Raw genomic sequence first — 20,310 nt, 5'->3', positions numbered from 1 at the left:
GTGTCCTTATCTCTTATGCCGCGGTGTTTACGTAGTTGTCGCCCTTAGCGGTGTCACGCTCGCCGGAGAACGGGTGGGTGGTTACCGCATATGGGTCCTGGCCGATTTCTTCCAGGGCTTCCGCGTTGGTGGCCTCTGGGTTGTCCTCACGGAACTTCAGGTAGGTATTGAAGTCCTCCGGAGAGACAACGCGGATTTCGAAGTTCATCATCGAGTGGTAGGTACCGCACATCTCAGCACAACGGCCAACAAATGCGCCCTGCTTCTCAATCTTTTCCACCTGGAAGCTACGCTCCTGAGCGTTTGCCTCTGGGTGTGCGTAGACGTCGCGCTTGAACAAGAACTCCGGTACCCAGAATGCGTGGGACACGTCGCCGGAAGCGAGTCGGAACTCAATCGCAGTATCGGAAGGAAGAACCAGAACCGGAACCTCTTCGGTGGTACCGACGGTCTCAATCTTGTTGTAGTTCAGGTAGGAAAGGTCGCCCATGGACTTCCCGTGGATTGGGTTCGGGTTGTCCACGCCCTCAGGGTCGTGAGCGGTCTTCTCTGCCTCAGCCTGACGCTCCTTGTCGGCGCCGTCGTAGTTCTCACCATTGACGTGATTCTCGGCGTAACCGAACTTCCAGTTCCACTGGAACGCGGTGACGTCGACGACAACCTTTGGATCCTTATCCAAGGCGGTGACCTTCTGCTGAGTCTGAACGGTAAAGAAGAACAGGCCCATGATGATGAGGATAGGGACGATGGTCAGAACCATCTCCAGTGGAACGTTGTACTGGATCTGGCGCGGGAACTCGCCCTTGCCGTCCTTCTTTGCCTTCTTCGCGCTCCAGCGGAAGATTGCAGTGAGGAACAGGCCCCACATAATAAAACCAACGATCCATGCGGCAACCCAGACCCAAATCCAGAAGTTGTACATGGCCTCCGCCTCAGGGGTAATGCCCTTCGGCCAACCGAATCCCAGGAGGTTCTCTACAGCAGTTGGCGCCTGAACGTCACAACCTGCCAGAGCGAGTCCACCCAGGGCAAGTGCGCCAGCTACGCCCGCCTTGCGGGCAAAGGTGCGCTTATTACGCTGTCCCACGTGTGTTCTGCCTTTCTGTCCACACAAAACTTCTCGAATACTCACAGAGCACTCTTACCCAATCAGAATAGAGGATAATTGCCAGATTCCCAGCCTGTTTAAAGGCATAAAAGGGCACCTAGTGCGCTCATTTCATATTCTCCTTCAGGTAGGTTACCGCCCCACCTGCACAATGTTCCAACCGCACCCCCAGCAGCCCCAGAATCCATGTGCGCCAATTCACAGGAATCGGACGGAACCATCATCCGAAAGTTCGCACCCCTATCGGGGAAGCTAATTCCAAGGCAGTCGGCAGGTTTCCTTAAGCCGTGGCGTGTTCTGGTTTCACGCTCTCTGGCCGTAAAGTGGGTTACTAGCAATAGACGCTTATATATAAGGAGCAATCTTTACATGTGCGGACTTCTTGGCATGCTCGCCGCCACAGGCAACGTAGATAAGTACGTTGACGCGCTGGAACGTTCCCTGCCCTGCATGCGCCACCGCGGCCCAGATGCGGCCGGCACGTGGCATGACGGCGATGCCGCCTTCGGCTTCAACCGCCTGTCCATTATTGACTTGGAGCACTCCCATCAGCCCCTCCGCTGGGGCCCGGAGGACGAGCCCGACCGCTACGCCATGACCTTTAACGGCGAAATCTACAACTACGTGGAGCTGCGCGAAGAGCTCAAGGGCCTCGGCTACACCTTCCACACCGAGGGCGATGGCGAGCCCATCGTGGTGGGCTACCACCACTGGGGCAAGGACGTAGTCAACCACCTGCGCGGCATGTTCGGCATTGTCATCTGGGACACCCACACCAAGACGATGTTTGCCGCTCGCGACCAATTTGGCATCAAGCCGCTGTATTACGCCACTACCGAGGCGGGTACCGTTTTCGCTTCGGAGATGAAGTGCATCTTGGAGATGGCGGATGAGCTCGGTCTAGCTCTCAACCTTGACCGTCGCGCCATTGAGCACTACGTGGACCTGCAATACGTCCCGGAGCCAGAATCCCTCCACGCGAATATTCGCCGCGTTGAATCCGGCTGCACTGTCACTCTTCGCCCGGGCGAAGATGTTGTCGCCGAGCGCTACTTCAAGCCCCGCTTCCCTGTACAGCAGGTAAAGCAAGGCGAAGAGCAGCAGCTATTTAACCGCATTGCGGAGGCGCTGGAAGATTCCGTCGCTAAGCACATGCGTGCCGACGTCACCGTGGGTTCCTTCCTATCTGGCGGCATTGACTCCACCGCTATTGCCACCCTGGCCAAGCGCCACAACCCAGATCTACTTACCTTTACCACCGGCTTCGAGCGCGAGGGCTACTCTGAGGTCGATGTCGCAGCGGAGTCCGCGGAAGCTATTGGCGTGGAGCACATCGTCAAGATTGTCTCCCCCGAAGAATATGCCGAGTCCATCCCGAAGATCATGTGGTACCTGGACAATCCGGTGGCTGACCCCTCGCTGGTGCCGCTGTACTTTGTGGCGCAGGAGGCCCGCAAACATGTCAAGGTAGTTCTTTCCGGCGAGGGCGCGGACGAGCTCTTTGGCGGCTACACCATCTACAAGGAACCACTGTCCCTCGCCCCGTTTGAGAAGATCCCTTCCCCACTGCGTCGCGGACTGGGCAAGCTCTCGCAGGTTCTACCCGAGGGCATGAAGGGCAAGTCCCTGCTCAACCGTGGTTCGATGACGATGGAAGAGCGTTACTACGGCAATGCTCGTTCCTTCAACTTTGAGCAGATGCAGCGCGTTATCCCGTGGGCAAAGCGCGAATGGGACCACCGCGAGGTTACCGCCCCCATCTACGCCCAGTCTGAGGACTTTGATCCGGTCGCACGCATGCAGCATTTGGACCTATTCACTTGGATGCGCGGTGACATCCTGGTCAAGGCCGATAAGATCAATATGGCCAACTCGCTGGAGCTGCGCGTGCCATTCCTAGACAAGGAAGTCTTCAAGGTTGCCGAGTCCATCCCTTATGACCTGAAGATTTCGCACGGCACCACCAAGTACGCCCTGCGCAAGGCCATGGAGCAGATCGTCCCGGCGCATGTTCTGCATCGCAAGAAGCTGGGCTTCCCAGTGCCGATGCGCCACTGGCTGGCCGGCGATGAGCTATACGGCTGGGCCCAGGACACCATCAATGAGTCCCAGACCGAGGACATCTTTAATAAGAAGGAAGTTCTCGAGATGCTCAAGGAGCACCGAGATGGCGTTTCCGATCACTCCCGCCGCTTGTGGACCGTCCTGTCCTTTATGATCTGGCACGGCATCTTTGTGGAAAAGCGCATCGATCCGCAGATCGAGCAGCGCGACTACCCAGTCAAGCTCTAAGAGCCTTCCACACAAAAAGAGAGGGTGGGTGCCACTGGCACCCACCCTCTTTGTATTTCCTTCTCTTTAGTTGAAGGAATCGCCACAAGCGCAAGAGCCGGTGGCATTCGGGTTATCAATGGTGAAACCCTGGGACTCAATGGTGTCAGCGAAGTCAATCTTGGCACCGGTCAGGTAGGGAACGGACATCTTGTCCACAACGAGGTTTACGCCGCCTACCTGGTCAACCTTGTCACCATCCAAGGTGCGGTCATCAAAGTAGAGCTGGTAGCGCAGGCCAGCGCAGCCACCAGGCTGTACGGCAATGCGCAGGGAGAGATCGTCGCGGCCCTCCTGATCAAGCAGCGCCTTTGCCTTTGCGGCTGCTGCTTCGGTCAGAATGACGCCGGTTGCGGAAGCTGGAGCGGTCATCACTTCTCCTCAATAAGTATTGGATTCGTTGCCACTACCCTACCCGGTTAGTTCAGGTGGGAAAAGGTAGCCCATACCTTCAACACCATCTGCGCCGGGCCTATTCCCCTATTCACACCTAAACCTTGTAGTGTGAGGAGCGTGAAACTCCCGTGGCAAAAAGATGACAAGACCTCCACTGAGCCTGCTCCTGTACAGGACAAAGCTCAGGCAGAAGTTCAGGAAGTGCCCCAGCGCAAGGGCTATACCCCACCGAAGGGTCGTCCTACGCCAAAGCGCGCAGAGCAAGAGATTGCACGCGGCGTAAAGCGCGATCCCCATGGCATGTCCGATGCGCAGCGCTACCAGCACCGCAAGGACATGAAGAAGTCCATGAGCAAGGACGAGTGGAAGGAATATAAGAAGAAGGAGCGCCAAGAGCGTCAGCAGGCCAACCGCGAGCAGCAGGCTCGCATGGCAGAAGGCGATCCGCGCTTCCTGCCCGCGCGCGACCAGGGTGAGGTGCGCGCCTATGTACGCGATTGGGTGGATGCCCGCCGCAGCCTGAGCAACTGGGTCATGCCGATGGCCTTGGTGCTCATCGTGGTCATGTTCTTGACCTACGCGGTACCCAGCATTGCGACGATCATCAATGCGGTAGCGATGGTTATCCTCGTTATCTTCGCCATCGAGGGCGTCATTTTGGCCCGCCGCTGCAATAATGCCGTGCGCGCCAAATTCCCTGGCACCACCGAAGCCGGCTTTAGCCTTGGTTTTTATGCGTATTCTCGCGCCAGCCAGCCGCGCAAGTGGCGCATCCCGCGCCCTCGCGTGGAGCTCGGCGCTGACGTTTAGGGAGGGCTACTCATGGCCATTGCGCAGCCCGATAAGCAGGCACATACCGCACAGGACGCACGGCTCGCCCCTTGGGGGCGCCTGACCGACGCCGCTCAATGGCTGGCTGCTTGCCAAGGCGCGGCGCCTGCCCATGAGCCGCGGCGCGTGCGGGCCGTGATTTTCGCGGATCAAGAGACCTCGCTTTCAGCTGCTGAGACCGCCGCGCGTCGCGCCGAGGCCGGGCTGAATGTAGTCACCGTGACGGATTATTCCCAGGCCTACAGCCTTGGAGCCGCTACGGCAGATGCGGAAATTGATGCCGGGGCTGACCTCCTCATCCCCGGCGGCGAAGAGCTCGCCCGAGTACCGGCCGTGGTAATGGCAACTATGACGCAAACGGAACCGGTAGTGATCGTCGGCAAGCAGCGCAGCGTGGAAGACTGGAAGCGCGAGGTTTGCGCTATCCGGGACGCCATGTTCCGCGCACGCAACCTCGAGGGCATGGAGCTGGTTGAATCGTGCCAGTCCACCGTGCTAGCAGCCACGGTGGGGTTCATTGCCCGGGCCGCGGAGCGCCGTACGCCCCTGCTTATCGACGCCCCCTTGACCGCCACCGCCGCGCTTCTTGCTGAGCGCGATAATCCCGGTGTGAAAGACTGGCTCTTCGCCACCTCCCTATCCACTGCCCCTGCGCATAAGTTGGCACTGGAAAAGCTAGGGCTCCACCCCCTCCTGGAACTGGGAATGGAGCCACAACCTACGCTCGGTGCCCTCGCGGCGCTGCCACTGCTGCTCACCGGAGTGGAGATCGCCGCGGACTCCTAAGCAGGGGTTACTTCACTAGGGTATGGAGCCAACCGTGGGTATCCTCCACTGCGCCGCGCTGGATTCCGGTGAGGCGCTCGCGCAGGGCCATGGTGATCTCACCCGCTTCATTCCCATTGACCTGGAAATCCGCAGAATCTCCCATTACGTGACCCACCGGCGTAATAACCGCGGCAGTGCCACAAGCAAAGGCCTCCGACATTTCGCCGGATTCGGCATCGCGCTGCCACTCTTCGGTAGTAATGCGGCGCTCGGTGACCTTGTAGCCCAAATCCTGCGCTACCTGCAATAGCGATTCGCGGGTAATGCCGGGCAGCAAGGATCCCGATAGTTCTGGTGTAACAATCTCCGCGCTATCACCAGAGCCATACACAAACATCAGGTTCATTCCGCCCATCTCCTCGATGTAACGGCGCTCAATCGCGTCCAACCAGACCACCTGGTCACAGCCCTTTTCATCTGCCTGGGCCTGCGCCAAGAGCGAGCCTGCGTAGTTGCCCGCAAACTTGGCCGCGCCGGTGCCGCCAGGGGCTGCGCGCACGTAGTCGGTGGATAGCCACACCGAAACCGGCTTGATCCCGCCGCTGAAGTAGGAACCCGCTGGGGAGGCAATGAGCACATAGCGGTAGGAATTGGCGGGGTGAACGCCCAAGGAGACCTCGGTGGAGATCATAAACGGGCGCAGGTACAGCGCTGCTTCCCCGCCGGCTTCTGGTACCCAGTCCTGATCCGCTTCCACCAATTGGCGCAGAGACTCGATAAACTCCTCCTGCGGAAGCTCGGGCATAGCCAGGCGCTCAGCGGAGTTGATAAAGCGCTGCGCATTGTGGTCCGGCCGGAAAGTAGCGATAGAACCATCCGGCTGACGGTAGGCCTTGATGCCCTCAAAGATAGCCTGCCCATAATGGAATACGTTGCTGGCAGGTTCCATGGTCATCGGTCCGTATGGGCGCACCTGAGCATCGTGCCATCCCTTTTCTTCGGTCCACTCAATAGTGACCATGTGGTCTGTAAAGTGCTTGCCAAAGCCGGGGTTGGCGAGGATATCGCTCAATTCTTCCGCGGAGGTGGGGTTATCAGAACGAATAATCGTGTAATCAAGCATGCCCACAATCTACCCCTTTATCTATAGCGAGGCAGGAATAAGTTCATCGCTGCGCGGTACAGTGGTGGGAAGATTGATAAGCCTTTCCATAAAGGAGGAGACAATGGCACAGTCCGATCTACCAGCACGCGGCCACTTTCCCCAGGTAAAGCTGGGAAAGAAGGTTCCTAAGAAGGCGGAAGCTCTACTTATCGCCGCTTTCGAGGGCGAAGGCGGCCTAGAACTGCCAGGCACCGAATTACTTGGGGGCGCAGCGCTGCGCTCCACTTATGAGGCGCTGGTGGCCGTCGGGGCCTCTGGCAAGGCCGGTGAGGTCACGCGGGTGCCAGCCCCAGCCAAGGCGGGTGTAGCATCCATCATCGCCGTTGGCTTGGGCGATGCGGAAGAAGTAGACGATGAGACGCTGCGCCGCGCTGCCGGCCAGGCCGCGCGTTCCATCACCAAGGTGGGGGCCGTAGCCACCTCCCTGGGCGATTTCGGTATCACCCCAGTGGTGGAAGGCCTCATCCTCGGCGGCTATAAGTACTCTGGCCTGCGCTCTGAATCGGCCGCGGAAACCACCACCTACACCGTGGTGGCGGAGAAGTCCGCACAAGAGGAATTCGACGGCGCCAAGATTACCGCCGAGTCCGTCCTCATCGCCCGCGACCTAGTCAATACCCCTTCCAACCTGCTCTACCCAGAAACCTACGCCGCGTTCCTGTCTGCCCAAGCGGCAGAAGCCGGCCTTGAGGTGGAGGTGTTGGATGAAAAGGCACTGGAAAAGCAGGGCTTTGGCGGCATCATGGCCGTCGGCCGTGGGTCCGCACGTCCGCCGCGCTTGGTCCGCTTGAGCTGGAAGCCGAAGAAGGCCAAGCGCCACGTCGCCCTAGTAGGCAAGGGAATCACTTTCGATACCGGCGGTATTTCCCTCAAGCCGGGCGCCAAGATGTGGGACATGATTTCTGACATGGGCGGTTCCGCTGCAATGGCCGCGGCCATCATCGCTGCGGCAAAGCTGAATCTGAAGGTGGGCATCACCGCTACCCTGCCGCTGGCAGAAAACATGCCGGGCAGCGATGCCACCCGCCCGGGTGACGTCATCACCCACTACGGCGGCATTACCTCCGAGGTTCTCAACACTGACGCGGAGGGCCGCCTCGTGCTTGCCGACGCCATTGCGCGCGCCAGCGAGGACAAGCCCGATTACCTCATCGAAACCGCGACCTTGACCGGTGCCCAGATGGTCGCCCTGGGTGAGCGCACCGCCGGCGTGATGGGCTCGGAAGAATTCCGCGATCGCATGGCCGAGATTGGCCGCGAGGTGGGCGAGAAGGCTTGGGCCATGCCTTTGCTAGAAGAGCACGAGGAATCCGTGAAGTCTGCCAGCGCCGATATCCGCAATATCAACGCCAAGCGTGAGGGCGGCATGGAATACGCCGGCACCTACCTCCAGCACTTCGTGGGCGAGGGAATCGAATGGGCTCATATCGACGTGGCAGGCCCTTCCTTCAACACCACGGGCGCTTATGGATACACCCCGAAGATGGGCACCGGCGTACCCACCCGCACGGTAATTGCCGCCCTGCGCGAGATTGCTGAATCAAAGTAGCACCACAACAGGCTTAGTGCGTTTAGAATCCTAGAGGCATGAAGCCTGCTTTAATCATCGTTGACGTACAACATGACTTCTGCCCCGGCGGCGCCTTAGGCACTGAGCGGGGCAATGAGGTTGCTGCAAAAATCGCCTCCCTGCAACAGGACTACGAAACCGTCGTAGCCACGCAGGATTGGCATATCGATCCGGGTTCTCACTTTTCAAAGGACCCGGATTTTGTCGATTCTTGGCCGGTGCACTGCGTAGCCGAGTCCCACGGCGCAGCCATGCATGAGGGCATCGGGCCGGCGCAAGCCTACTTCCGCAAGGGCGAATACACCGCCGCCTACTCCGGATTCGAGGGCGCTGCGAACGGCACCTTGCTCGCTGACTGGTTGCGCGAGCGCCACATTGACGCCGTGGATATCGTGGGCATTGCCACCGATCACTGCGTGCGCGCCACGGCTGCCGACGCCCTTAGGGAGGGCTTTTCCGTCCGCGTACTGCGTGAATATTGCTCCCCAGTGGACGAAGCCCGCGGCGAGGCCGCGTTGCAAGAGTTGGCCGCCGCCGGCGCCATCATCTGCTAAACACAGGAAAACGCCTACGGCCCTCGAACCGAATGTGGTCCGAGGGCCGCTGGCGTCTCTCTACAAGGTGTTTCCATGTATCGGCTAAAGTAGCCGCCCTCTGGAAACGGGAGGGGTTCTCTCTATCTCTCTCGCATGCGCTCTCTCAAACGCATGAATTAAGTATGGAATGCCGATATTGGATCCGGGTGTCAAGTACCTGAAAGTTTCCTGTTGAATTGTGCCACCAAGGCTCCTACTACCTCACCTCGGCAAATGCGTCTCCACCAAATTGGCGAAAGCTCTGCGCTACGCGAGACGATTGTTATAGGGTGATCTGCGTCCCCACGGGTGCCCGAGCACGGGCTGAGAGTGCGCTAAAGCTGCGCATAGACCGTTCGAACCTGTTTGGTTAATACCTACGAAGGAAGAGAGGAGCGCTTGCCATGACGGCTGCCCCAGAAAACCACCCTAAGCATTCCTATTCCCCCATTCACCACGACGGTCTAGAAGTTCCAGAGACCGAAATCCAACTGGATGATTCCCCACAAGGCCCCAATGAGCCCTTCCGCGTCTACCGCACACGTGGGCCAGAATGCGCACCTGAAGTGGGGCTACCGACCCTGCGCAGCGAGTGGATTAGCGAGCGCGGAGATACCAAAGAGTACGCCGGTCGCGGCCGCGAGCTGGCTGACGATGGACGTGCCGCACAGCGCCGCGGGGCGTCTTCCCAAGAGTGGAAAGGCTCTAAGCGCCCGCCGCTTAAGGCTCAGCCTGGGCGCCGCGTAACTCAAATGCACTACGCTCGCCAAGGAATCATCACCCGCGAAATGGAATTCGTAGCACTGCGTGAGCACTGCGATCCGGAATTCGTTCGCGCTGAGGTAGCTCGCGGCCGCGCCATTATCCCTAATAATGTCAACCACCCCGAGTCTGAGCCCATGATCATTGGGCGAAAATTTCTCACCAAAATCAACGCCAATATTGGTAACTCCGCGGTTACCTCCTCCATCGAGGAAGAAGTGTCCAAACTGCGCTGGGCTACCCAGTGGGGCGCGGACACCGTAATGGATCTTTCCACTGGTGACGATATCCACACCACCCGCGAGTGGATTCTGCGCAATTCCCCAGTTCCCATTGGCACCGTGCCTATTTACCAAGCATTGGAAAAGGTCAATGGCGTGGCAGAGGATCTGACCTGGGAAATCTTCCGCGATACCGTCATCGAGCAATGCGAACAGGGTGTGGACTATATGACCATTCACGCCGGTGTGCTCTTGGCGTATGTACCGCTAGCAAGCAATCGCGTGACCGGCATTGTCAGCCGCGGTGGCTCCATCATGGCGGGATGGTGCCTTGCTCACCACAAAGAGTCATTTCTGTACGAGCACTTCGATGAGCTGTGCGAGATTTTCGCTCAATACGATGTTGCATTTTCGCTTGGCGACGGCCTGCGCCCCGGCAGCCTTGCCGATGCCAACGACGCCGCCCAATTTGCAGAGCTAAAGACTATCGGCGAGCTTACCCGCCGCGCCTGGGAGTATGACGTCCAAGTCATGGTGGAAGGCCCCGGACACGTGCCGCTCAACATGATTCAAGAAAACAACGAACTCGAACAGGACTGGGCTTCAGATGCCCCCTTCTATACCCTCGGCCCTCTAGTTACCGATATCGCCCCTGGCTATGATCACATCACTTCCGCCATCGGTGCCGCCCATATCGCAATGGGTGGTACAGCCATGTTGTGCTATGTCACGCCGAAGGAGCACTTGGGACTGCCCAACCGCGATGATGTAAAAACTGGCGTCATTACTTATAAGATTGCGGCGCATTCAGCGGACGTGGCCAAGGGACATCCAGGCGCCCGCGCTTGGGACGATGCCATGAGCAAGGCCCGCTTTGAATTTCGCTGGAATGACCAATTTGCGCTCTCCCTCGACCCAGAGACCGCGCAGGCCTATCACGATGAAACGTTGCCTGCTGAGCCAGCAAAGACCGCACACTTTTGTTCCATGTGTGGGCCGAAGTTCTGCTCCATGCGCATTAGCCAAGACATCCGCGAGATGTTCGGCGGGCAAATGGCCGAGCTGGGCATGCCGACGCTGGGCGAGCAGGTCCACGCGGCAGCCCACGGCTCAGCACCTGAGGAAGGTATGCAGGAAAAATCCGCCGAATTCCGCCGCAACGGGTCTCAAATTTATGTACGCGAGGATGCTGACCTAGCTTAGCTCTCGCCCTGTATCGGGATTTTCGCCGCGCTCAAATCGGGCGCGGCGTTGCCTTTGCTCTTCCCTTTTGCGCAAGATGCGCTGCCTTTCCATGCGATCGCGCATGCGCTGCGGATAGCCGGTTTCTTCTACATCATAAATATCGCAGCTCAAAAGTTTGGCCACCGCATCGATGCCCTTTGGCCCGCCGATACGACGGCGAATGAACTCGCCGTTTTCATCCACAACAACAACGGACATCTCATTGACTACCGTTTCCGGCTCCACAAAGGCTTCTACAAAAGCCTTTCCGGCGGCCCACTGTTGCAGATCCTGCGCGTCTTCCGGGCGGACGGTCTCCCCCGGTCCGCGGGGTGGTCGCAGCGACGATCTGGACTTATTGCGGCGGAAAGGGTTGAACATAATTGCCTAGCTTACCCGGAAGGAGGGTAGTTACTAACCCCACATCTGCACGAGGGTGAGCATCACGCTGTAAGATTGTCGGGTAGCGATAGAACACTTCCAACTTTCGAGGAGTCTTATAACTCATGGCGAACTCCGTTGAGATGCCCGAGCTGGGCGAATCCGTAACCGAAGGCACCATCACGCAGTGGCTCAAGTCCGTCGGCGATACCGTCGAGGTAGACGAACCATTGCTCGAGGTCTCCACCGACAAGGTCGATACCGAAATCCCCTCCCCCGTAGCCGGCACCATTATTGAAATTAAGGCTGACGAGGATGACACCATCGAGGTTGGCGAAGTCATCGCCATTATCGGTGACGAGGATGAGGCAGGCTCCGCATCCAACGACTCCTCCGCTGATAAGGGCGAGGAAGAAGCAGAAGAAAAGAAGGAAGAGCCGAAGGCTGACTCCTCCAACGGCGGCTCCGGCGACGCAGCCGACGTGGAAATGCCAGAACTCGGCGAATCCGTCACCGAAGGCACCATCACCCAGTGGCTGAAGTCCGTTGGCGACACCGTCGAGGTAGACGAACCATTGCTCGAGGTCTCCACCGACAAGGTCGACACCGAAATTCCTTCCCCCGTAGCAGGCACCCTGGTAGAAATCCTCGCCGACGAGGATGACACCATCGAGGTCGGCGAAGTCATCGCCCGCATCGGCGACGAAAACGCCACCGCATCCTCCTCCGAGGCCAAGCCAGAGCCACAGGAAGAAAAGAAGGAAGAGCCCAAGGCAGAAGAAAAGGAAGAGAAGAAGCCAGAACCGAAGGCTGACTCCTCCAACGGCGGCTCCGGCGACGCAGCCGACGTGGAAATGCCAGAACTCGGCGAGTCCGTCACCGAGGGCACCATCACCCAGTGGCTCAAGTCCGTCGGCGACACCGTCGAGGTAGACGAACCATTGCTCGAGGTCTCCACCGACAAGGTCGACACCGAAATTCCTTCCCCCGTAGCAGGCACCCTGGTAGAAATCCTCGCCGACGAGGACGACACCATCGAGGTCGGCGAAGTCATCGCCCGCATCGGCGACGAAAACGCCACCGCATCCTCCTCCGAGGCCAAGCCAGAGCCACAGGAAGAAAAGAAGGAAGAGCCCAAGGCCGAAGAAAAGGAAGACAAGAAGCCAGAACCGAAGGCTGAGGAAAAGAAGGAGTCCAAGCAGGATTCCTCCCTGAACACCTCTGCCAAGGTCAACAATGGCGACAACGTTCCTTACGTCACCCCACTGGTACGCAAGCTGGCTGAAAAGCACGGCGTAGACCTCAACACCGTTGAGGGCACCGGCGTGGGCGGCCGCATCCGCAAGCAGGACGTGCTCGCCGCTGCTGGAGAAGGCGATGCACCTGCCAAGTCTGGCGCACAGTCTGATAACTCCCCACGCGCGCGTTGGTCCACCAAGTCCGTGGATCCGGCCAAGCAGGAGCTCATCGGCACCACCCAGAAGGTCAACCGCATCCGCGAAATCACCGCCGCCAAGATGGTCGAGGCGCTGCAGATTTCTGCGCAGCTTACCCACGTTCAGGAAGTCGACATGACTGCCATCTGGGATATGCGCAAGAAGAACAAGCAGGCGTTCATCGACAAGCACGGTGCCAACCTGTCCTTCCTGCCATTCATCGTGAAGGCTACCGCCGAGGCTCTGGTCTCCCACCCGAACGTCAATGCGTCCTACAACCCAGAGACCAAGGAGATGACCTACCACTCGGACGTCAACATCGCTATCGCCGTTGACACCCCGAAGGGCCTGCTCACCCCGGTCATCCACAAGGCACAGAATATGACCCTGCCGCAGATCGCTCAGCAGATTGCAGAGCTGGCTGATAAGGCCCGCAATAACAAGCTGAAGCCGAACGATCTCACCGGTGCTACCTTCACCGTGACCAACATCGGTTCCGAGGGCGCCATGCTCGATACCCCGATCTTGGTTCCGCCACAGGCCGGCATCCTGGGCACCGCGGCTATTGAGAAGCGCCCGGTTGTTGTCAACGAGAACGGCCAGGACGCCATCGCCATCCGCCAGATGTGCTACCTGCCATTCACCTACGATCACCAGGTAGTTGACGGTGCGGACGCAGGCCGCTTCATCACCACCATCAAGGACCGCCTGCAGACCGCTGACTTCCAAGCAGACCTCGAAGTCTAAAGGTTCTATCGCCGCTTAAAGCCTCTTAGCCCCACTGCGGGGCTAAGAGGCTTTAGCTATGTCTGGGGTGCCAAGTGGGGGTGATGGATCCCAAAACACCGGACTAATCCATCCCCTTTTATTCGAGGTGTTGAGGGAGCTTTGCCCCTAAGCCCATGGTGAGCGCACTGGGTGCAGTTCTATACAGTGACGCGCTGCATAAAAGTTTCCAAAGCGGGATCGGCTCACCCATTGTTAAACATATAATTGGGGCGGTTACAGCCACTGTCCCCCTATTAAGGAGTCTCACTGACATGGAATTCATCTCCCGCCACCTAGGGCCGGATTCTGCGGAGCAGGCCACCATGCTTGCGAAGGTAGGCTACGACAGCGTGGACGCGCTGGTCGATTCCGCCATTCCGTCAAAGATCCGCGCCGCAGAACTGCCTCAGCTTCCTGAGGCGCTCTCGGAAGATGAAGCGCAGGCTACATTGCGGGAGTACGCCAACCAGAACACGGTGCTGAAGTCCTTCTACGGACAAGGATTTTCTGACACCCTCACCCCCGCGGTCATCCGCCGCGGTTTACTGGAGGATGCGGGATGGTACACCGCCTATACCCCGTATCAGCCAGAGATCTCCCAGGGTCGTCTTGAAGCGCTGTTGAACTTCCAGACCATGATTGAGTCCCTGTCCGGACTGCCCATCGCGAATGCTTCTTTGCTGGACGAGGCCTCTGCCACCGCGGAAGCCGTGGGGCTTATGTCCCGCGCGGTCAAGAAGGGTCGCCGCGTGGTGCTGGATTCTCGCCTGCACCCGCAGGTGCTTACCGTCGCCGCGGAGCGCGCCCGCGCGATTGACCTTGAGGTAGAAATCGTGGACCTGCGCGAAGGCCTCGTGGGCGAGGACCTCATCGGCGCGGTAATCGCCTACACCGGTACCGAGGGCGACATCTTTGACCCCTCCACCATCATCGAGGAGCTGCACACCCGCGGCGCTTTGGCCACCGTGGCCACCGACCCGCTTTCGCTGCTCCTGCTGGAGGCACCTGGCTCGCTGGGCGCCGATATTGTGCTCGGTTCTTCCCAGCGCTTTGGCGTTCCGCTCTTCTTCGGCGGCCCGCACGCTGCGTACATGGCGGTCACGGAAAAGCTCAAGCGCCAGATGCCTGGCCGCATCGTAGGCGTGTCCAAGGACGCGGATGGTCGCCCCGCTTACCGCCTAGCGCTGCAGACCCGCGAGCAGCACATTCGCCGTGAACGCGCTACCTCCAATATCTGTACTGCGCAGGCACTACTGGCTAATGTCGCCTCCATGTACGCCGTCTACCACGGTCCGCAAGGTCTCAAGGCCATTGCCCAGCGCGTCCACGCGCTCGCTTCCTCCTTTGCGCAGGCCGTCAAGGATGCCGGGAAACAACTAACTTCCGAGGACTTCTTCGATACCGTTACCGTCGCCGGCGTAGACGCCGCCACCATCAAGGCTGACCTCCAGAAGGAGGGCTACCTCGTGCGCACCATTGGCGAGGACAAGGTATCGGTGTCCTTTGGTGAGTCAGCAACCAAGGAGGACGTCGCCAAGCTCGCCCAGGCCTTCGGCGCCAAAGCTGCTGAGGCCGACTTTGCCCTGCCGGAGAACCTGCAGCGCGGCGAGGAGCCACTCCAGCACGAGATCTTCAATCGCATCCATTCCGAGACCCAGATGCTGCGCTACCTGCGCAAACTGGCCGATAAGGACTTGGCGCTCGACCGCACCATGATTCCGCTGGGCTCCTGCACCATGAAGCTCAACCCCACCGCCGCCATGGAGCCGATTTCCTGGCCGGAGTTTGCCGGAATCCACCCCTACGCACCAGAGGAAACGACCGCCGGTTGGCGCGCATTGGTAGAAGAGATTGAGGGCTGGCTGGCCAAGGTTACCGGCTACGCCAAGGTCTCCATCCAGCCCAATGCCGGTTCCCAGGGCGAGCTGGCGGGTCTTTTGGCCATCCGCCGCTACCACGTAGCCAATGGCGATAACGAGCGCGATGTAGTGCTCATCCCAGCTTCCGCGCACGGTACCAATGCAGCCTCAGCAACGCTGGCTAACCTGCGCGTTGTTGTGGTCAAGACCGCCGAGGATGGCTCTATTGACCTGGCGGATTTGGATGAGAAGATTGCCAAGCACAGCAACCACATCGCCGGCATCATGGTGACCTACCCGTCCACCCACGGCGTCTTTGACCCCGAGGTCCGCGACGTATGCGATAAGGTCCACGCGGTGGGCGGCCAGGTCTATATCGACGGTGCGAATATGAACGCGCTGACCGGCTGGGCCCGCCCCGGCCAGTTCGGCGGCGATGTTTCCCACCTCAACCTGCACAAGACCTTTACCATTCCGCATGGCGGTGGCGGCCCAGGCGTGGGCCCGGTCGCAGTGGCCGAGCACCTCATCCCCTTCCTGCCCACCAACGCCGCGGATCCGCAGCTGGATGCCACCACCGCTACCCCGGTAGGTCAGGGCGTACCAATTACCAATACCAAGTATGGCTCGGCGGGTGTGCTGCCGATTTCCTGGGCGTACCTTGCTATGACCGGTGCGCAGGGACTGGCCCAGGCCTCCGCCCACGCGATTTTGGGCGCGAACTACCTGGCCAAGTCCTTGGAAGATTCCTTCCCTGTGCTCTACACCGGCAACGCTGGCTTGGTGGCGCACGAATGCATCCTGGATCTGCGCGCGCTTACCGACGCCTCCGGGGTCACCGCAGCTGACGTAGCCAAGCGCCTCGTGGACTTTGGTTTCCATGCCCCGACCCTCGCCTTCCCGGTGGCTGGCACCCTCATGGTCGAGCCCACCGAGTCTGAAGACTTGGGCGAGCTGGATCGCTTCATTGAGGCCATGCGCACCATTCGCGCGGAGATCCAAGAGATCATCGACGGCGAGGTCTCCTACGAAGGCTCCGTTATCCACCACGCACCATTTACCGCGGAGTCCATCGGCTCCGATACGTGGGAGTTCTCCTTCAGCCGCGAAAAGGCCGCGTGGCCCGTGAAATCCCTGCGCCACAGCTACAAGTACTTCCCGCCGGTGCGCCGCATCGACGAGGCCTACGGCGACCGCAACCTGGTCTGCAGCTGCCCACCACCAGAAGCTTTCGACATCGACGATTCTGAGGAGTAACCATGACCGAACTACTCACCTCCCCACTCCATGCCGAGCACGACAAGCTCGGCGCCACCTTCACGGCCTTCGGCCCGTGGAACATGCCCTTGAAGTACCAGAACGAGCTGGACGAGCACCGCGCGGTGCGCAGCACCGCTGGCCTCTTTGACCTATCCCACATGGGCGAAATCTGGGTCAATGGCGCCGACGCCGGCAAGTTCTTGTCCTATGCCTTCATCTCCAACTTCGAGCCCCTCAAGGTGGGCAAGGCCAAGTACTCCATGATTACCGCTGAAGACGGCGGCATCATCGATGACCTGATTACCTACCGCTTTGAAGAGGACAAATTCCTCGTCGTCCCGAATGCCGGCAACGCCGATACCGTATGGGACGAGCTCAACAATCGCGCCGAGGGCTTCGATGTGACTCTGAAGAACGAGTCCCGGGACGTCGCCATGATCGCCGTCCAGGGCCCTAAGGCCGCAGAAATCCTCGTGCCGCTGGTAGAAGACAATAAGCAGGACGAGGTGTATAACCTCGGCTACTACGCTGCCACCATGGGCAAGGTAGCGCGCACCTTTGCCATTATCGCGCGCACCGGCTACACCGGTGAGGATGGCTTCGAGCTCATCGTGTATAACTCCGATGCCCCACAGCTGTGGGAGGAATTGCTCAAGGCCGGTGAAGAGTATGACATCAAGCCGTGTGGCCTTGCCGCCCGCGATTCCCTGCGCCTCGAGGCCGGCATGCCGCTCTACGGCAACGAACTCTCTCGCGATATCACCCCGGTAGAGGCGGGCATGGCCCGTGCCTTTGCCAAGAAGGAGGCCGATTTCGTCGGCGCCGAGGTCATCCGCCAGCGCGCCGCCGACGGCCCACAGGTGGCAATCACCGGCCTCACCTCCACGCAGCGCCGCGCCGCGCGCGCCGGCGCCGAAGTATTCGTGGGAGACAAGAAGGTCGGAACCGTCACCTCCGGCCAGCCTTCCCCCACCCTGGGACACCCAGTTGCCATCGCGCTGCTGGAAACCAGCGCCGAACTCGAGCCCGGCGCCGAAGTCGAAGTAGAGATCCGCGGCAAGCGCTATCCTTTTGAAGTAACCGCGTTGCCGTTCTACAAGCGCGATAAGTAAACACTTTCTCAACCAGCCCGAAAGGACTACACCACCATGGCTACCCTTCCACAAGATTTCTCCTACTCCGAAGACCACGAGTGGGTCAACGCCACCGCTGACGCCGTCGCTGGCGCTACCGTGCGCATCGGCATTACCTCCGTCGCTGCCGATCGCCTGGGCGAGGTTGTCTTCGCCGAGCTACCGGAGGTGGGCGATACCGTGACCGCCGGCGAGTCCTGTGGCGAGGTCGAATCCACCAAGTCCGTCTCTGACCTCTACTCCCCTGTCACCGGCACCGTCAAGGCCGTCAACGAGGCCGTACACGATGACTACGCCGTCATCAACAACGACCCGTTTGGTGAGGGCTGGCTCTTCGAGGTCGAGGTAGATGAGGCAGGCGAGCTCATGGATGCCGCCGCCTACGCATCCGCTAACGGCCTGGACTAATTCAGCCCCACGCGGGAGGGTGTGCCACGCGCATCCTCCCGCTTTGCTTTGCCCGCCGCACCAGAGGAAACTTTGAGGCTATGACTGCACCACGCGATCCTTTCTTCCCCGCCGAGCGCTCCATCCGCGCCTCCGATAAGCCACTAGAGGTCCGTTTCTTGGGCCGGATGGACTACCAAGAGGCGTGGGACTACCAGGCCGAGGTAGCGGCCGCCCGCGCCAAGGGCGAGCAGGGCGACGTGGTGCTCGTGGTTGAGCACCCCAATATCTATACCGCCGGCAAACGCACCCAGCCAGAGGATATGCCCGATAACGACCTGCCCGTCATCACCGTGGACCGCGGCGGGCGCATCACCTGGCATGGCGAGGGCCAGTTGGTCATCTACCCCATTATCAAGCTGGCTGAGCCTGTCGACGTCGTCGACTATGTACGCCGCTTGGAGGAAGCCACCATCCAGACGGTTCGCCAGATGGGGGTGACCACCGCTGGGCGCATCGATGGCCGCTCGGGGGTTTGGGTTCCTTCCACCACCCAGGCCAAGGATCCGGCTGCCCCGAAGCGCGACCGCAAGATTGCCGCCCTGGGCATCCGCATTACCCGCGGGGTGACCATGCACGGCTTGGCGCTCAATTGCTGCAATACGCTGGAGTACTACGACCACATCGTGGCCTGTGGCATCGATGACGCCGACGTGACCACCCTGTCTCTAGAACTGGGCCACCAGGTCAGCCTCGAGGACGCCACCCAGCCGCTGTTGCAAGCGCTGGACGATGCCCTCTCGGGCCGCCTCATCGTTGCCGACCACACCTTCGGCTCAGCCCCGGATCCCACGAAGCTGGCTAATGAAAGGGCACGGGAGAGGCGTCGGCAAGCGCAGCAGTAGCCCTCGTTCGGGGCTGGCGCGGAATAGGATGTGACCGCGGCGACATATACCTAGAAGAGCTATTAGCCATCACCACCATCAACCGATAAAGTGAGTTTTTGTGACTGTAAAGCCTGAAGGACGCAAGATGCTCCGCATTGAAAAGAAGAATGCGGAGTCACCCATCGAACAAAAGCCACGCTGGATTCGCAACCAGGTCCGCACCGGCCCGGGCTACGAGGACATGAAGTCCCGCGTGGCCGGCGCCTCCCTGCACACCGTGTGCCAGGAGGCAGGCTGCCCGAATATCCACGAGTGCTGGGAATCCCGCGAGGCTACGTTCCTTATCGGTGGCGATAAGTGCACCCGCCGCTGCGACTTCTGCGATATTGCCACCGGCAAGCCGGAAGAACTAGACCGCGACGAGCCGCGCCGCGTGGCCGAAAACATCCGGGAAATGGACCTTAACTACACCACCATTACCGGCGTTACCCGCGACGATCTTCCTGATGAGGGCGCTTGGCTCTACGCCGAGGTCGTGCGCAAGATTCACGAGCTCAACCCGCATACCGGCGTGGAAAACCTCACCCCGGATTTCTCCGGCAAGCCGGACCTTTTGGAAGAGGTCTTTGAGGCCAAGCCGGAGGTCTTTGCCCACAACCTGGAAACCGTGCCGCGCATCTTTAAGCGCATCCGCCCGGCCTTCCGCTACGAGCGCTCCCTGGACGTTATCCGCCAGGCCCACGACTATGGCCTGATTACCAAGTCCAACCTGATTTTGGGCATGGGCGAGACCGAGGATGAGGTCGAGGAAGCATTGCGTGACCTGCGCTCTGCTGGCTGCGATATCATCACCATCACCCAGTACCTGCGCCCCGGCCCGCGCTTCCACCCGATTGAGCGCTGGGTGCGCCCAGAGGAGTTCGTCGCCCACTCCAAGCTAGCCAAGGAGCTCGGCTTCGGCGGCGTCATGTCTGGCCCGCTGGTGCGCTCGTCCTACCGCGCCGGCCGCCTCTACGTGCAGGCCATGGAAAAGCGCGGCTTCGAGCTGCCAGAAAACCTCAAGCACCTGGCCGAGACCTCCCAGGGTGCCACTGCCCAAGAGGCCTCCACCCTGCTGGAGAAGTACGGCCCCTCGGAAGAGACTCCAGTGACCACCCGCATGGCCAAGACCCCGGCTAATGCGAATTCGGCGGCGGCCACCATCCGCTAAACCGAACGTTTTCATAACGGCCTGCGCTTTTCGCGTGG

16 protein-coding genes and 1 riboswitch are annotated in these 20,310 nt (G+C 60.0%); of the genes, 12 read left to right on the top strand and 4 right to left on the bottom strand.

The genetic code is table 11. The features are described 5' to 3' along the window. Positions 1–13 precede the first annotated feature (13 nt). Positions 14–1,087, bottom strand: coding sequence for an aa3-type cytochrome oxidase subunit II (gene ctaC / locus MHK00_RS02135; protein WP_005324460.1), 1,074 nt, complete (start codon positions 1,085–1,087; stop codon positions 14–16). Positions 1,088–1,477: 390 nt separating this feature from the next. Between ctaC and asnB the strand changes: the two genes are divergently transcribed. Then, complete coding sequence (asnB, locus tag MHK00_RS02130; RefSeq protein ID WP_250410214.1) at positions 1,478–3,400, top strand: asparagine synthase (glutamine-hydrolyzing); 1,923 nt, start codon at positions 1,478–1,480, stop codon at positions 3,398–3,400. A gap of 66 nt (positions 3,401–3,466) precedes the next feature. On the opposite strand, the gene MHK00_RS02125 is transcribed toward asnB, so the two are convergent. Continuing rightward, positions 3,467–3,811: a HesB/IscA family protein gene (locus tag MHK00_RS02125; protein ID WP_005324455.1), complete on the bottom strand. Its 345-nt coding sequence runs from the start codon at positions 3,809–3,811 to the stop codon at positions 3,467–3,469. Between the two features lie 141 nt (positions 3,812–3,952). On the opposite strand from MHK00_RS02125, the gene MHK00_RS02120 reads away from it, so the two are divergent. Further along, the gene (locus MHK00_RS02120; protein WP_040425198.1) at positions 3,953–4,645 is read left to right on the top strand and encodes a DUF3043 domain-containing protein; all 693 of its coding nucleotides are present in this window, start codon (positions 3,953–3,955) and stop codon (positions 4,643–4,645) included. Positions 4,646–4,657: 12 nt separating this feature from the next. Next, on the top strand, positions 4,658–5,452 hold the full coding sequence (locus MHK00_RS02115) for a nicotinate-nucleotide--dimethylbenzimidazole phosphoribosyltransferase (protein ID WP_250410213.1): 795 nt from the start codon (positions 4,658–4,660) through the stop codon (positions 5,450–5,452). 7 nt (positions 5,453–5,459) lie between these two features. Here the strand turns inward: MHK00_RS02115 and MHK00_RS02110 are convergent, their stop codons facing one another. Further along, positions 5,460–6,557 (bottom strand): branched-chain amino acid aminotransferase, encoded by a 1,098-nt coding sequence (locus MHK00_RS02110; RefSeq protein WP_250410212.1) that lies wholly within the window; start codon positions 6,555–6,557, stop codon positions 5,460–5,462. A gap of 103 nt (positions 6,558–6,660) precedes the next feature. Between MHK00_RS02110 and MHK00_RS02105 the strand changes: the two genes are divergently transcribed. The 3 genes from MHK00_RS02105 (at position 6,661) to thiC (ending at position 10,930) form a co-directional block, all read left to right on the top strand. Further along, the gene (locus tag MHK00_RS02105) at positions 6,661–8,148 is read left to right on the top strand and encodes a leucyl aminopeptidase (protein ID WP_250410211.1); all 1,488 of its coding nucleotides are present in this window, start codon (positions 6,661–6,663) and stop codon (positions 8,146–8,148) included. A gap of 38 nt (positions 8,149–8,186) precedes the next feature. Then, positions 8,187–8,723 carry an isochorismatase family protein gene (locus MHK00_RS02100; protein ID WP_250410210.1) on the top strand — a complete coding sequence of 179 codons (537 nt, stop codon included), beginning with the start codon at positions 8,187–8,189 and terminating at the stop codon, positions 8,721–8,723. Between the two features lie 316 nt (positions 8,724–9,039). Further along, positions 9,040–9,150: riboswitch (TPP riboswitch) on the top strand. After that, complete coding sequence (thiC, locus tag MHK00_RS02095; protein WP_250410209.1) at positions 9,149–10,930, top strand: phosphomethylpyrimidine synthase ThiC; 1,782 nt, start codon at positions 9,149–9,151, stop codon at positions 10,928–10,930. (Overlaps the previous riboswitch by 2 nt.) On the opposite strand, the gene MHK00_RS02090 is transcribed toward thiC, so the two are convergent. Continuing rightward, positions 10,922–11,332: a hypothetical protein gene (locus MHK00_RS02090; protein WP_005328980.1), complete on the bottom strand. Its 411-nt coding sequence runs from the start codon at positions 11,330–11,332 to the stop codon at positions 10,922–10,924. The two genes, thiC and MHK00_RS02090, sit on opposite strands and share 9 nt — an antisense overlap. Before the next feature lie 125 nt (positions 11,333–11,457). Here MHK00_RS02090 and sucB point away from each other — a divergent pair, with 125 nt between their 5' ends. The 6 genes from sucB to lipA all read left to right on the top strand — a co-directional run bounded on the left by sucB (position 11,458) and on the right by lipA (position 20,272). Then, positions 11,458–13,515, top strand: a complete 2,058-nt coding sequence (gene sucB / locus MHK00_RS02085) for a 2-oxoglutarate dehydrogenase, E2 component, dihydrolipoamide succinyltransferase (RefSeq protein WP_250410208.1) — start codon at positions 11,458–11,460, stop codon at positions 13,513–13,515. Positions 13,516–13,808: 293 nt separating this feature from the next. Then, complete coding sequence (gene gcvP / locus MHK00_RS02080; protein ID WP_250410207.1) at positions 13,809–16,652, top strand: aminomethyl-transferring glycine dehydrogenase; 2,844 nt, start codon at positions 13,809–13,811, stop codon at positions 16,650–16,652. A 2-nt stretch (positions 16,653–16,654) separates the two neighbouring features. Further along, positions 16,655–17,767 (top strand): glycine cleavage system aminomethyltransferase GcvT, encoded by a 1,113-nt coding sequence (gcvT, locus tag MHK00_RS02075; RefSeq protein WP_250410206.1) that lies wholly within the window; start codon positions 16,655–16,657, stop codon positions 17,765–17,767. A 36-nt stretch (positions 17,768–17,803) separates the two neighbouring features. Continuing rightward, entirely contained in the window at positions 17,804–18,196 is a 393-nt protein-coding gene (gcvH, locus tag MHK00_RS02070; protein ID WP_005324433.1) for a glycine cleavage system protein GcvH, read from the top strand. 80 nt (positions 18,197–18,276) lie between these two features. Then, the gene (gene lipB, locus MHK00_RS02065) at positions 18,277–19,080 is read left to right on the top strand and encodes a lipoyl(octanoyl) transferase LipB (protein ID WP_250410205.1); all 804 of its coding nucleotides are present in this window, start codon (positions 18,277–18,279) and stop codon (positions 19,078–19,080) included. A 127-nt stretch (positions 19,081–19,207) separates the two neighbouring features. Beyond that, entirely contained in the window at positions 19,208–20,272 is a 1,065-nt protein-coding gene (lipA, locus tag MHK00_RS02060) for a lipoyl synthase (RefSeq protein WP_005327094.1), read from the top strand. Positions 20,273–20,310: the final 38 nt, after the last annotated feature.

The organism is Corynebacterium tuberculostearicum, assembly GCF_022347385.1.
In the GTDB taxonomy this organism is placed as follows: Bacteria; Actinomycetota; Actinomycetes; order Mycobacteriales; family Mycobacteriaceae; genus Corynebacterium; species Corynebacterium tuberculostearicum_M.
The sequence above is the reverse complement of the archived record's forward strand: the minus strand, read 5'-3'. Positions and strand labels throughout refer to the sequence as shown.

What these genes read in the sequence shown, in the direction of transcription:
- gcvH (WP_005324433.1), top strand. Translation starts at nt 17,804, where the DNA reads ATGGCTACCCTTCCACAAGATTTCTCCTACTCCGAAGACCACGAGTGG.
- lipA (WP_005327094.1), top strand. Translation starts at nt 19,208, where the DNA reads ATGCTCCGCATTGAAAAGAAGAATGCGGAGTCACCCATCGAACAAAAG.
- gcvT (WP_250410206.1), top strand. Translation starts at nt 16,655, where the DNA reads ATGACCGAACTACTCACCTCCCCACTCCATGCCGAGCACGACAAGCTC.
- MHK00_RS02105 (WP_250410211.1), top strand. Translation starts at nt 6,661, where the DNA reads ATGGCACAGTCCGATCTACCAGCACGCGGCCACTTTCCCCAGGTAAAG.
- lipB (WP_250410205.1), top strand. Translation starts at nt 18,277, where the DNA reads ATGACTGCACCACGCGATCCTTTCTTCCCCGCCGAGCGCTCCATCCGC.
- thiC (WP_250410209.1), top strand. Translation starts at nt 9,149, where the DNA reads ATGACGGCTGCCCCAGAAAACCACCCTAAGCATTCCTATTCCCCCATT.
- asnB (WP_250410214.1), top strand. Translation starts at nt 1,478, where the DNA reads ATGTGCGGACTTCTTGGCATGCTCGCCGCCACAGGCAACGTAGATAAG.
- MHK00_RS02090 (WP_005328980.1), bottom strand. Translation starts at nt 11,332, where the DNA reads ATGTTCAACCCTTTCCGCCGCAATAAGTCCAGATCGTCGCTGCGACCA.
- MHK00_RS02100 (WP_250410210.1), top strand. Translation starts at nt 8,187, where the DNA reads ATGAAGCCTGCTTTAATCATCGTTGACGTACAACATGACTTCTGCCCC.
- MHK00_RS02110 (WP_250410212.1), bottom strand. Translation starts at nt 6,557, where the DNA reads ATGCTTGATTACACGATTATTCGTTCTGATAACCCCACCTCCGCGGAA.
- gcvP (WP_250410207.1), top strand. Translation starts at nt 13,809, where the DNA reads ATGGAATTCATCTCCCGCCACCTAGGGCCGGATTCTGCGGAGCAGGCC.
- MHK00_RS02115 (WP_250410213.1), top strand. Translation starts at nt 4,658, where the DNA reads ATGGCCATTGCGCAGCCCGATAAGCAGGCACATACCGCACAGGACGCA.
- MHK00_RS02125 (WP_005324455.1), bottom strand. Translation starts at nt 3,811, where the DNA reads ATGACCGCTCCAGCTTCCGCAACCGGCGTCATTCTGACCGAAGCAGCA.
- sucB (WP_250410208.1), top strand. Translation starts at nt 11,458, where the DNA reads ATGGCGAACTCCGTTGAGATGCCCGAGCTGGGCGAATCCGTAACCGAA.